The sequence below is a fragment of the Acidovorax sp. Leaf191 genome, assembly GCF_001424425.1.
GTDB lineage: Bacteria > Pseudomonadota > Gammaproteobacteria > Burkholderiales > Burkholderiaceae_C > Acidovorax.
This window is the reverse complement of sequence record NZ_LMPT01000003.1, coordinates 1-12,227: the sequence shown is the minus strand read 5'-3', so window position 1 is coordinate 12,227 and position 12,227 is coordinate 1. Positions and strand designations below refer to the sequence as shown.

Below are 12,227 nucleotides of genomic sequence, written 5' to 3'. Positions count from 1 at the left end.
ACCCCGCGCCGCACCTGCCCACGGGCCCGTGGGGGAGTGCGCGGCGGCGGCATTCTTACCCCCTGCAAGATCACGGAAAAGAACAGTTGTGAGCAACGAAAAAATCGCCGCGTCACCCAAGCCTGAAAAGCTGGTGGCGGTCAAAGGCATGAACGACATCCTCCCACCCGAGTCTGCCCGGTGGGAATGGCTGGAAGACAAGGTGCGCCAGCTGATGGCACGCTACGCCTACCGCAACATGCGCACCCCTATCGTCGAGCCTACGCCGCTGTTCGTGCGCGGCCTGGGGGAAGTGACGGATATCGTCGAGAAGGAGATGTACTCCTTTGTCGATCAGCTCAACGGCGAACGCCTCACGCTGCGCCCGGAAGCCACCGCAGGCGTGGTGCGCGCGGTGGTCGAGCACAACATGCTGTATGAAGGCGGCAAACGCCTGTACTACATGGGGCCCATGTTCCGCCATGAGAAACCGCAGCGTGGTCGGTACCGCCAGTTCCACCAGGTGGGTGCCGAGGCTCTGGGCTTCGGAGGCCCCGAGGTCGACGCCGAATTGATCTTGCTTGCCAACGCGCTGTGGCGTGACATTGGCCTGCGCAATGTGCGCCTGGAGCTCAACAGCCTGGGCCAGCCCGAGGAGCGCAAAGCGCACCGCGCGGCCCTGATCGCCTATTTCGAGCAGAACGCCGACCAGCTCGATGAAGAGGCGCGCCGCCGACTGCACGCCAACCCGCTGCGGATCCTGGACACCAAGAACCCTGCCATGCAGGCGCTGGTGAATGCGGCGCCCCGCCTCATCGACTTCCTGGGGGCGGAATCGCTGGCCCATTTGGATGCGGTGAAATCCATCCTGGATGCCAACGGCGTGGCATGGACGGTCAACCCGCGCCTGGTGCGCGGCATGGACTACTACAACCTCACGGTGTTTGAGTTCATCACCGAGCAACTGGGCTCGCAGGGCACCATCTGTGGTGGTGGGCGCTATGACTATCTCATCGAGCAGATTGGCGGCAAGCCCGCGCCCGCCGTGGGCTGGGCATTAGGCGTGGAGCGCGTGTTGGAACTGCTCAAGGAGCAGGCCGGCGCGATCCCTGCGCTGGTGCCTGACGCCTACGCCATCATTCCGGGCACGGCTGCGTTGCCGGTGGCGGTCACGACCATCGAGCGCCTTCGCGGACTGGGCATCAGCGTGCAGATGCATGCGGCTCCTGCGGCAGGCGGGGGTATGGGCAGCATGAAGTCGCAATTCAAAAAGGCAGACGCCAGCGGTGCACGCTACGCGCTCATTTTTGGCGAGGACGAACTCGCCAGGGGCATGGTCGTGGTCAAGTCGCTGCGCGATGGCGCGGGCGGCGCACAGACCGAGCATCCCCTGGACGCGGTCTCGCAATGGGCGTCCACCCTACAATCCAACAGCTAAACCGAACACATCCATGGCAAAACATCTCGACCTTGAAGAACAAGAACAGCTTGACCAGCTCAAGCACTTCTGGAACACCTGGGGCACCCTGATCAGCTCGGTGCTGCTGGTGGTGGCCGGCTCCCTGGCCGCCTGGCAGGGCTATCAGTACTGGCAAAACCGCCAGGCCAGCCAGGCTGCGGCGCTGTTCGACGCCGTGGACGTGGCGGCCCGCGCAGGCGACCAGGCGCGAGTGGCGCAGGCGTTTGGCGATCTCAAGTCCAAGTACGCCGGCACTGCGCAGGCTGCACAAGCGGGTCTGACCCTGGCCAAGACGGCAGTGGATGCGGGCAACGCAGAGGCTGCCAAAGAACCGCTGAGCTGGGTGGCTGAGCATGCTGGCGACGAAGGCTTGAAGGCGATTGCCAAGCTGCGCCTGGCCAGCGTACTGATGGATCAGAAGAACTACGACGACGCGCTCAAGCAGGTGTCGGGCAGCGTTCCTGCAGAGTTCGACGCGGTGTTTGCGGATCGCCGGGGCGACATCCTCGTGTCGCAGGGCAAGCGCGCAGAAGCGATAGCCGAGTACACCAAGGCCTACAAGGGGCTGGAAGAGGGCGTCGAGTACCGCCGTCTCGTCGAGATCAAGCTGGGTGCTCTGGGCGTGTCTCCCCAGGGTGTGGCGGTGGCCGCAGCGGCTGCGCCTGTCGAAGGGGCCAAGTAACCATGAATTTCGTCCATAGCAACAGCCCTGTGGGCCATCGTTTGTTTGTGCGCAGCGTTTGCTCGGCCTTGCTGCTGGGCGCGCTGGCGGGTTGTTCGCTGTGGAACAGCGGCAGTTCGAAGCCGGTGCCTGCAGACCTGGGGGCCAATGTGGCCGTTCTCGGTGTGCGGCAGGCCTGGACGGCGCGCATCGGCAACGTCGGCGGTTTGCCGCTGGATGTGCATGCCGCTGGCAATGTCGTGACGCTGGCCTCGGCCGATGGCGTGGTGGCTGCAGTGGATGCCCGCACCGGCGGTGATCTGTGGCGTGCCACGCTGGCAGAGCCTCTGTCGGCGGGTGTGGGAAGCGATGGCAAGTCTGCCGCCGTGGTGCTGCGCAGCAATGCGCTGGTCTTGCTGGAGTCTGGCCGGGAGCGGTGGCGGGAGCCGCTGGCAGCGCAGGTTTTCACGCCTCCCCTGGTGGCTGGTGGGCGCGTGTTCGTTCTGTCGGCCGACCGTTCCGTGGCGGCCTACGATGGCGCGACGGGGCGCAAGCTCTGGAGCCAGCAGCGGCCCGGCGAGGCCCTGGTTCTGCGGCAGGCCGGGGTGCTCCTGGCTGTCGGTGATACCCTCGTCGTGGGGTTTTCAGGCCGCATGGTGGGTTTGAACCCTGACAACGGCAGTGTCCGCTGGGAAGCTCCCCTGGGCAGTTCGCGCGGCACCAACGATGTGGAGCGCCTGGTGGAGCTGGTAGGCCGCACCAGCCGTGTGGGCGACAGCATTTGCGCCCGCGCCTTCCAGACGGCCGTGGGCTGTGTGAACGCCGCGCGTGGGTCCACCATCTGGACGCAGGCCGCCAGCGGCGCTGAAGGCGTGCACGGTGATGGCGATGCGGTGTTCGGTTCTGAAAGCAATGGCTCCGTCATTGCATGGCGCCGCAGCGATGGCTCCCGCCTGTGGGCGACGGACAGGCTCAAGTACCGCAAGCTGACGGCCCCGCTGCTGCTGGGGCGTTCTGTGGTGGTGGGTGACGATAGCGGGCTGGTGCATCTGCTGTCCCGTACTGACGGTGCGCCGCTCAATCGGGTGGCCACAGATGGCTCCGGTATTGCGGCAGCGCCCGTGGTGGCAGCGGACACCCTTGTCGTGGTGACGCGTAACGGTGGAGTCTACGGATTCCGCCCTGATTGATTGATCGGTCTTATTCAATGAAGCCAGTTATCGCCCTCGTGGGGCGTCCGAATGTCGGCAAATCCACGCTTTTCAATCGCCTGACGAAGTCCCGCGACGCCATCGTTGCAGACTTTGCGGGGCTGACGCGTGACCGGCACTACGGCAATGGCAAGCAAGGCAAGCACGAGTACATCGTCATCGATACCGGCGGTTTCGAGCCTGATGCGTCCAGCGGCATCTACCGCGAGATGGCCAAGCAGACCCAGCAGGCCGTGGCAGAGGCGGATGTGGTCGTGTTTGTGCTGGACGCCCGTGCGGGCCTGTCTGCGCAGGACCACGACATCGGCAAGTACCTGCGCCGGCTGAGCAAGCCTTGCATACTGGTCGCCAACAAGGCAGAAGGCATGCTCGAAGGCGTGCAACTGGCCGAGTTCTACGAGTTGGGTCTTGGCCCCGTTTACCCGGTGTCTGCCGCCCACGGGCAGGGGATTCGTGATCTGGTCGATAGGGCGCTGGAGCCGCTGAACCTTCCGGACCCCGACGAGGCCGATGCCGAGCACGACAAGAGCGTCATCAAGCTGGCCGTGGCGGGGCGCCCGAACGTCGGCAAGTCAACCCTGATCAATACCTGGCTGGGTGAGGAGCGGCTGGTGGCGTTCGACATGCCGGGAACGACACGCGATGCCATCTCCGTGCCCTTCGAGCGCAACGGCCAGCGGTTTGAACTGGTGGACACGGCCGGCCTGCGGCGCAAAGGCAAGGTTTTTGAAGCGATCGAGAAGTTCTCGGTGGTCAAGACGCTGCAGGCCATCGAGTCCGCCAACGTGGTTCTGCTGCTGCTCGATGCCACGCAGGGCGTGACCGACCAGGATGCCCACATCGCTGGCTATATCCTGGAAAGCGGCCGCGCGGTGGTCGTGGCCGTAAACAAATGGGATGCCGTGGACGACTACCAGCGCCAGTTGCTCGAGCGTTCCATCGAAACCCGGCTCGCCTTCCTGAAATTCGCATCGATGCATTTCATCTCTGCCAAAAAGCGCCAGGGCCTGGGGCCGCTTTGGACATCCGTGGCACAGGCGCACAGGGCGGCCACCTGCAAGATGTCCACGCCGGTGCTCACGCGTCTGCTGCTCGAGGCGGTGCAGTTCCAAAGTCCCAAGCGGGCCGGGATGTTCCGCCCCAAGATGCGCTACGCGCACCAGGGCGGCATGAACCCTCCGGTCATCGTGATCCACGGCAATTCCCTGGAGCATGTGACGGATGCCTACAAGCGCTTTCTGGAGGGGCGGTTCCGCAAGGAGTTCGACCTGGTCGGCACTCCGCTGCGCATCGAGATGAAGACGTCCCACAATCCCTTTGCGGACAAGGACGAGTCCTGATCCAAAAGCCGGGGCCTTGAAGGGCCTTGCGTTCAGTGGCTGGCGTGGCCTCTGGCGTGTGTTAAGGTGACGGTTTACAACAACAGTTTTGAACACGGAGAATATCGTGAGCAATAAAGGCCAACTTCTTCAAGATCCCTTCCTGAACGCACTGCGTCGGGAGCACGTTCCGGTCTCCATTTACTTGGTGAACGGGATCAAGCTGCAAGGGCAAATTGAATCCTTCGACCAATACGTTGTGCTGCTGCGCAACACGGTCACGCAGATGGTGTACAAGCACGCCATCTCCACCATCGTACCGGGTCGTGCCGTCAACTTCTCGACGGCCGACACTGCGGATGCAGACACCAGCAGCAACGCCTGAGTCCCCGCATCTGACTGAGTTTTCGTTTCTGGCCCGCATGGCGCTGGTGGGGCACCTTCCTTGAGCTCTCCCACGTCTTCTTCTCCAGGCGGCACGCCTGTGCTGCTGGTCGGGGTGGACTTCGGTCTGCCCCACTTCGACGGCGATCTAGAGGAATTGGGCCTGCTGTCTCAGACCGCGGGCATGAATCCTGTCGCGCGGATCACCTGCAAACGGAAGGCGCCCGATGCGGCGCTGTTCGTGGGCAGCGGCAAGGCGGACGAAATTCGGACGTTGGCGCAGATGCACGGCGCGGTGGAAGTTCTTTTCGATCAGGCACTCAGTCCGGCGCAGCAGCGCAACCTGGAGCGTCACCTTGAGCTTCCGGTCAACGACCGGACGCTTTTGATCCTGGAAATCTTCGCCCAGCGCGCGCGCAGCCACGAAGGCAAGCTGCAGGTGGAGCTTGCCAAACTGCACTATGTCAGCACACGGCTGGTTCGCCGGTGGTCCCACCTGGAGCGCCAGACGGGCGGCATCGGTGCGCGTGGGGGGCCTGGCGAGAAGCAGATCGAACTCGATCGCCGCATGATCAGCGATGCCATCAAGCGCACCCGTGAGCGGTTGGTCAAGGTCAAGCGCCAGCGTTCCACGCAGCGCAGGCAGCGCGAGCGGCGCGACACCTTCAACATATCGCTGGTGGGGTATACGAATGCCGGCAAATCGACGATTTTCAATGCGCTGGTAAAAGCCCGTGCCTACGCGGCCGACCAGCTGTTTGCGACGTTGGATACCACGACCCGGCAGTTGTACCTTGGCGACGCGGGGCGGTCGGTATCGCTGTCTGATACGGTGGGATTCATCCGGGATCTGCCCCACGGGCTGGTGGACGCTTTCCAGGCGACCTTGCAGGAAGCCGTGGATGCCGACCTGCTGCTGCATGTCGTGGATGCGTCCAATCCCGGCTTTCCAGAGCAGATGGCCCAGGTTCAGAAGGTTCTGCACGAAATCGGGGCGGCAGACATTCCGCAGATCCTGGTGTTCAACAAGCTCGATGCGCTGCCGGCCGAGCAGCGGCCGCCCGTTCTGCAGGACCACTATGAAGTAGACGGGGAAATGCTCCCTCGACTGTTCGTCAGTGCGCGAACAGGTGAGGGGCTGGATGCGCTGCGCAGTGCCTTGGCGTCCAAAGTCATCGAGGCTGCGCGGCAGGACATGACCCCTGATAGCGCCATTGAATTGCCGGGGGCTTTGCCCTGATTGGGCACAATGCCGCATTACCAATGCCATCAGAGAACCAGAGACTTTGCGCATGACTTTTCAAAATCGCACCCTACGCTGGGCTTCGCTTCCAGAACGTATCCGGGGCATGTTCAATCTGAACGATCCCCGTTGGGGGCGAGGCGATGACAACAAATCCGACGATGGCGCGCGTCCTGACGATCGCCCGTCGAACAACCAGCCTCCCGGCCACCGGGGTGGGGATCAGCAGCGCCCTGGCAACAATGGCCAGCCGCCGGATCTTGATGAACTCTGGCGCGACCTGAATCGCAAGCTGGGCGGTTTGTTCGGCGGCAAGAACGGCGGCGGACGTGGTACTGGCGGTGGCAATGGTTCCGGCGGAGGGTTCCAGCCCGACATGAAGAATGCCGGTGTGGGCGTCGGGTTGATCGCGGGCATTGCCTTCGTGATCTGGATGGGCACGGGCTTCTTCATTGTGCAGGAAGGCCAGCAAGCCGTCATTACCCAGTTCGGCAAGTACAAGAGCACCGTGGGGGCGGGTTTCAACTGGCGCCTGCCGTACCCTATCGAGCGCCACGAACTGGTTTTCGTCACGCAGATCCGTTCCGCCGACGTGGGCCGCGACACGGTCATCAAGAGCACCGGCCTGCGCGAATCGGCCATGCTTACGGAAGACGAGAACATCGTTGAAATCAAGTTCGCGGTGCAGTACCGCCTGAGCGATGCACGTGCCTGGTTGTTCGAGAGCAAGAACCCGACCGACGCAGTAGTGCAGGCGGCCGAGACCGCCGTGCGCGAGGTGGTGGGCAAGATGCGCATGGATACGGCCCTGGCCGAAGAGCGTGACCAGATCGCTCCACGCGTGCGTGCGCTCATGCAGACCATCCTCGACCGTTACAAGGTGGGTGTGGAAGTGGTGGGCATCAACCTGCAACAAGGCGGTGTGCGCCCTCCGGAGCAGGTGCAGGCGTCTTTCGATGACGTGCTCAAGGCTGGCCAGGAGCGTGAGCGTGCCAAGAACGAAGCGCAGGCTTACGCCAATGACGTGATCCCGCGTGCCGTCGGCTCTGCCTCGCGCCTGAACGAAGAGGCGGCTGCCTACAAGGCCCGCATCGTGGCGCAGGCACAGGGTGATGCGCAACGCTTTTCCTCCATCCTGGCGGAATACCAGAAGGCTCCTCAGGTCACCCGCGACCGCATGTACCTCGAGTCCATGCAGCAGATCTACGGCAACGTGACGAAGGTGCTGGTGGAATCGCGCCAGGGTTCCAACCTGTTGTACCTGCCCCTGGACAAGATCATGCAGGGCGTGGCCAGTGGCACCGGGACGATCGATGCGCCAACAGCAAGCCCCGCTGCGCCGGCTGCAGCACCTGCCGTGCCATCGTCCACCTTTTCGAATGACCCCCGGGCTCGCGACAGCAGTCGCACCCGCGATCGTGAATCTCGCTAGGAGTTGCTCGTGAACAGAGTCGGATTTATTGCAACCACCCTGCTGGTGGTGCTTGCCCTGATGAGCTCCATGCTTTTTGTCGTGGACCAACGCCAGTTCGGCGTGTTGTATGCACTCGGCCAGATCAAGGAAGTCATCACCGAGCCTGGGCTCAACTTCAAGCTGCCGCCGCCGTTCCAGAACGTGTCGTACATCGACAAGCGTCTCCTGACCCTGGACAGCAGCGACACCGAGCCCATGCTGACGGCTGAAAAGCAGCGCGTGGTCATCGACTGGTACGTGCGCTGGCGCATTTCGGAGCCAACCGAATACATCCGCAATGTGGGTCTGGATGAAAGCGCAGGCGCCATGCAACTCAATCGGGTGGTGCGCAACGCATTCCAGGAAGAAATCAACAAGCGAACGGTGAAGGAATTGCTGTCCCTCAAGCGCGAGGCCCTCATGGCCGACGTCAAGCGCGAGGTGCTGGAGACCGTCCGTGGTGCCAAGCCGTGGGGCGTCGATGTGGTGGATGTGCGCATCACCCGCGTGGACTATGTGGAGGCCATCACCGAATCCGTGTACCGCCGCATGGAGGCGGAGCGCAAGCGCGTGGCCAATGAGCTGCGCTCCACCGGTGCCGCCGAAGGTGAAAAGATCCGTGCCGATGCGGACCGCCAGCGCGAAGTCGCTCTGGCCAACGCGTACCGCGATGCGCAGAAGATCAAGGGTGAGGGCGATGCCGAAGCTTCGCGCATCTACGCCGAGGCATTTGGCCGCGACCCGCAATTCGCACAGTTCTACCGCAGCCTGGAAGCCTACAAGGCGAGCTTCAGCAAGAAGAGCGACGTGATGGTGCTGGACCCTTCGTCGTCGGAGTTCTTCAAGACCTTCCGTGGAGGCACCTCCACCTCGGCACCTGCTGCTGCTGCTGCTGCTGCTGCGCGCAAGTAGTTTGATCCGTCGGCCCTTGCCTGTTGCCTTGCCGTGAGTTCGGAGAGCCTTTGGATTGCCTTGGCACTGGTTCTCGTGATTGAAGGGGCCTTGCCCTTTCTTTCACCGCAAGGCTGGCGGCGCGCCATGGCGCACATCGCGCAGCTGCGGGATGGTCAGATCCGGTTTTTTGCCTTGCTCGCCATCCTGGCCGGTCTGGCGATGCTCTGGTTCTGACTTCCCGCTTCACCCTTCGCCGGATGTCTTTCGGGGCCGTTCTCGGCTCCCGGTAGAATCGCGGTTTTAACAGCCTCCCCTTTTCTCATGTCTGCTTGGGTCCTTCCGGATCACATTGCCGATGTCTTGCCGTCCGAAGCGCGGCACATCGAAGAATTGCGTCGCGGGCTGCTTGATACAGCCCGTTGCTACGGCTATGAGCTGGTCATGCCACCACTATTGGAGCACCTTGAGTCCTTGCTGACAGGCACCGGGGAGGCTCTGGATCTGCAGACCTTCAAGCTGGTGGACCAGCTCTCCGGCCGTTCAATGGGCCTGCGGGCGGATACGACGCCGCAGGTGGCGCGCATAGACGCCCATTTGCTCAACCGAAAGGGCATCACGCGGCTTTGCTATTGCGGGCCGGTCTTGCATACCCGGCCAGACCGCCCGCATGCCACCCGCGAGCCACTGCAGTTCGGCGCGGAAATTTACGGACATGCCGGGTTGGAGGCTGATCTGGAAGCTCTGCAACTGGCACGGGAGTGCCTGCGAGTCGCCGATGTGCAGAACACAACGATCGACTTGGCGGATGTCCGCATCGTCCGCAGTCTGCTGGCCGATGTTTCGCCGAACGCGCAGCTGCTGAGCGCGATCCATGCGGCGCTCGCGGCCAAGGACACCAGTGAGTTGGCATCCTTGACACGGGACTTTCCCAGCGATTCGCGAGAAGGTCTTCTGGCACTGCCGCACCTGTACGGCGATATCCAGGTACTGGATGAAGCGGAAAAGGTACTCCACCGCTTTTCCGGCGTGCCCCAGCTGCTATCGAATTTGAAGTGGCTGGCATCTCGCCTGGATCAGGCTTCCGTCACTTTTGACTTGGCGGATTTGCGCGGTTATGCGTACTACAGTGGCGCCCGGTTTGCCATCTATGCACCAGGCGCCAGCGATGCGCTGGTGCGGGGCGGGCGTTACGACGAAGTCGGCGCCGTGTTCGGACGCAATCGCCCTGCAGCAGGCTTCAGCCTGGACATCAAGCAGGTGGTCGGTGTCGTATCTCCGCGCGCCTTGAAGGCCGCGATACGTGCACCCTGGGGTGAGTCCGCCGATGTCAATGCGGCCATTGCGCAACTGCGCGGGGCAGGGGAGACGGTGGTCTGTGTCCTGCCAGGGCATGAAAGCGAAGTGGATGAATTCCACTGTGACCGGGAACTGGTGCAGATTGCGGACCGCTGGGTCGTGCAGGCTGTTTGAGCAATTGAATAATTGAAGTGGTTTAGAGATGAAAGCAACCAAAGGTCGCAATGTAGTGGTCGTCGGAACCCAGTGGGGCGACGAAGGCAAGGGCAAGCTGGTCGATTGGCTGACGGAAAGCGCCCAGGGCGTCGTTCGCTTTCAAGGCGGCCACAACGCCGGTCACACCCTGGTGATCAACGGCGTCAAGACTGCGCTGCACCTGATCCCCAGCGGCATCATGCGCCCTGGCGTCAAGTGCTACATCGGCAATGGAGTGGTGCTGTCGGCCGCCAAGCTGTTTGAAGAGATCGAAGGCCTCGAAAAGGCGGGTGTTGAAGTGCGCTCCCGCTTGCGCATCAGCGAGGCATGTCCATTAATCCTGCCCTTCCATGCCGCGATCGACGTAGCGCGGGAAGCTGCGCGTGAGCAGGGTGGCACAGAGAAGATCGGTACGACGGGTCGCGGTATCGGTCCCGCCTATGAGGACAAGATTGCACGCCGTGCCCTTCGCGTGCAGGACTTGAAGTACCCCGAGCGCTTCGCAGCCAAGCTGCGCGAGTTGCTCGATCTGCACAACCATGTACTGACGACCTACCTGCGTTCTGCTTCGTTTGTCTTCGGCGACGCCTTGAAGCCCTATATCCAGGACGGCAAGGTGCAGTTTGACGTGGTGTATGACGAGGCGATGCGCCATGCGGAATTACTCAAGCCGATGATGGCGGACGTCTCGCGTGAACTCAACGAGGCCAACAAGGCCGGTGCGAACCTGCTGTTTGAAGGCGCGCAGGGCACGCTGCTCGATGTGGACCACGGAACCTATCCGTATGTCACCTCCAGCAACTGCGTGGCTGGCAATGCCGCCGCGGGCTCCGGTGTGGGCCCTGGCATGCTGCACTACATCCTCGGCATCACCAAGGCTTACTGCACACGCGTGGGTGGCGGTCCGTTCCCGACAGAACTCGATTGGGAAACGCCTGGCACGCCGGGCTACCACATGAGCACCATCGGCGCCGAAAAGGGCGTGACCACAGGTCGCAGCCGTCGTTGCGGCTGGTTTGATGCCGCATTGCTCAAGCGCAGCGCCCAGGTCAACGGCCTGTCGGGCTTGTGCATCACCAAGCTGGATGTACTGGATGGCCTGAGTGAGTTGCTGCTCTGCACAGGCTATGAACTCGACGGCGAACGCATCGACCTCCTGCCGATGGGCGCTGAGGACATTGCACGCTGCACGCCAATCTATGAAACCCTGCCAGGCTGGAGCGAATCCACTGTGGGCGTCACCGATTACGCCAAGCTGCCGCAGTCTGCGCGCAACTATCTCGAGCGCATCGAGCAGGTCACCGGGGTTCCGATCGACATGATCTCGACCAGCCCCGATCGCGATCACACCATCATGATGCGCCACCCCTACGTCGCGGCTTGAGTTGAGTTGCGCCGCGCGAGTTTTGCAGTCGTTTCACCCATAGCTATATAAGCAGGAGCCATCCCCATGTTGACCGAAGACGGCAAGCACCTTTACGTGAGCTACGACGAGTACCACAGCTTGATTGAGAAGCTGGCGCTCAAGGTGCATCAGTCTGGTTGGGAGTTCGACACCATCTTGTGTCTTGCGCGGGGCGGCCTGCGCCCTGGTGACATTCTCAGTCGCATCTTCGACAAGCCACTGGCCATCATGTCGACAAGCTCTTACCGGGCAGAAGCTGGAACTGTGCAGGGCCACCTGGACATCGCACGCTTCATTACCACCCCCAAGGGCGAGATCGCAGGCAAAGTCTTGTTGGTGGATGATCTGGCGGACTCGGGTCACACCCTCCATGCCGTGATCAACATGCTCAAGACCAACTATGCGCCCATTTCTGAATTGCGCAGCGCTGTGATCTGGACCAAGGGCCTGTCGACTTTTACGCCTGACTACTCGGTGGAGTTTCTTCCCTCCAACCCATGGATTCACCAACCCTTCGAGGGCTACGACAGCCTCAGTCCTGAAAAGCTGCTGGAGAAGTGGCGAGTCTAGGACGAGGATTGACAAGGTAGGTCCAAGTTTTTTGCACTTTTCCTTGTCACTGCCCAAAACGGTGCTATAGTCGAGGGCTTCGCTACTGAGACGGCTGCTGCAGATTGCAGGAGATGTTGAAGTTCAGGAGGTTGGTTGGTGATGAAGACTTCTGGTCG

12 protein-coding genes are annotated in these 12,227 nt (G+C 62.3%); all 12 read left to right on the top strand.

Translation table 11 applies throughout. From position 1 onward, the window contains the following. The first annotated feature begins 148 nt into the window (after positions 1–148). The 12 genes from hisS to ASG27_RS04540 all read left to right on the top strand — a co-directional run bounded on the left by hisS (position 149) and on the right by ASG27_RS04540 (position 12,069). Entirely contained in the window at positions 149–1,417 is a 1,269-nt protein-coding gene (hisS, locus tag ASG27_RS04595; protein ID WP_056411905.1) for a histidine--tRNA ligase, read from the top strand. 13 nt (positions 1,418–1,430) lie between these two features. After that, positions 1,431–2,120, top strand: a complete 690-nt coding sequence (locus ASG27_RS04590) for a YfgM family protein (RefSeq protein WP_056411693.1) — start codon at positions 1,431–1,433, stop codon at positions 2,118–2,120. Between the two features lie 2 nt (positions 2,121–2,122). Continuing rightward, a complete protein-coding gene (gene bamB / locus ASG27_RS04585; protein WP_056411690.1) occupies positions 2,123–3,289 on the top strand; it encodes an outer membrane protein assembly factor BamB in 1,167 nt (388 codons plus the stop codon). A 17-nt stretch (positions 3,290–3,306) separates the two neighbouring features. Next, complete coding sequence (der, locus tag ASG27_RS04580) at positions 3,307–4,650, top strand: ribosome biogenesis GTPase Der (RefSeq protein WP_056411688.1); 1,344 nt, start codon at positions 3,307–3,309, stop codon at positions 4,648–4,650. 106 nt (positions 4,651–4,756) lie between these two features. Then, positions 4,757–5,014 (top strand): RNA chaperone Hfq, encoded by a 258-nt coding sequence (gene hfq / locus ASG27_RS04575; protein WP_056411903.1) that lies wholly within the window; start codon positions 4,757–4,759, stop codon positions 5,012–5,014. A 60-nt stretch (positions 5,015–5,074) separates the two neighbouring features. Then, positions 5,075–6,253, top strand: coding sequence for a GTPase HflX (gene hflX, locus ASG27_RS04570; RefSeq protein WP_056411686.1), 1,179 nt, complete (start codon positions 5,075–5,077; stop codon positions 6,251–6,253). Positions 6,254–6,305: 52 nt separating this feature from the next. Then, positions 6,306–7,688, top strand: coding sequence for an FtsH protease activity modulator HflK (gene hflK / locus ASG27_RS04565; RefSeq protein WP_056411684.1), 1,383 nt, complete (start codon positions 6,306–6,308; stop codon positions 7,686–7,688). Between the two features lie 9 nt (positions 7,689–7,697). Next, the gene (hflC, locus tag ASG27_RS04560; protein WP_056411900.1) at positions 7,698–8,621 is read left to right on the top strand and encodes a protease modulator HflC; all 924 of its coding nucleotides are present in this window, start codon (positions 7,698–7,700) and stop codon (positions 8,619–8,621) included. A gap of 33 nt (positions 8,622–8,654) precedes the next feature. After that, positions 8,655–8,837: a DUF2065 domain-containing protein gene (locus ASG27_RS04555; protein WP_056411682.1), complete on the top strand. Its 183-nt coding sequence runs from the start codon at positions 8,655–8,657 to the stop codon at positions 8,835–8,837. 87 nt (positions 8,838–8,924) lie between these two features. Then, the gene (locus tag ASG27_RS04550) at positions 8,925–10,073 is read left to right on the top strand and encodes an ATP phosphoribosyltransferase regulatory subunit (protein ID WP_056411681.1); all 1,149 of its coding nucleotides are present in this window, start codon (positions 8,925–8,927) and stop codon (positions 10,071–10,073) included. A 28-nt stretch (positions 10,074–10,101) separates the two neighbouring features. Further along, positions 10,102–11,478 (top strand): adenylosuccinate synthase, encoded by a 1,377-nt coding sequence (locus ASG27_RS04545; protein ID WP_056411679.1) that lies wholly within the window; start codon positions 10,102–10,104, stop codon positions 11,476–11,478. Positions 11,479–11,544: 66 nt separating this feature from the next. Then, on the top strand, positions 11,545–12,069 hold the full coding sequence (locus ASG27_RS04540) for a phosphoribosyltransferase (protein ID WP_056411678.1): 525 nt from the start codon (positions 11,545–11,547) through the stop codon (positions 12,067–12,069). Positions 12,070–12,227 lie beyond the last annotated feature (158 nt).

Coding starts and splice junctions, on each gene's coding strand:
- der (WP_056411688.1), top strand. CDS start 3,307: ATGAAGCCAGTTATCGCCCTCGTGGGGCGTCCGAATGTCGGCAAATCC.
- ASG27_RS04540 (WP_056411678.1), top strand. CDS start 11,545: ATGTTGACCGAAGACGGCAAGCACCTTTACGTGAGCTACGACGAGTAC.
- hisS (WP_056411905.1), top strand. CDS start 149: ATGAACGACATCCTCCCACCCGAGTCTGCCCGGTGGGAATGGCTGGAA.
- ASG27_RS04545 (WP_056411679.1), top strand. CDS start 10,102: ATGAAAGCAACCAAAGGTCGCAATGTAGTGGTCGTCGGAACCCAGTGG.
- ASG27_RS04550 (WP_056411681.1), top strand. CDS start 8,925: ATGTCTGCTTGGGTCCTTCCGGATCACATTGCCGATGTCTTGCCGTCC.
- bamB (WP_056411690.1), top strand. CDS start 2,123: ATGAATTTCGTCCATAGCAACAGCCCTGTGGGCCATCGTTTGTTTGTG.
- ASG27_RS04590 (WP_056411693.1), top strand. CDS start 1,431: ATGGCAAAACATCTCGACCTTGAAGAACAAGAACAGCTTGACCAGCTC.
- hflK (WP_056411684.1), top strand. CDS start 6,306: ATGACTTTTCAAAATCGCACCCTACGCTGGGCTTCGCTTCCAGAACGT.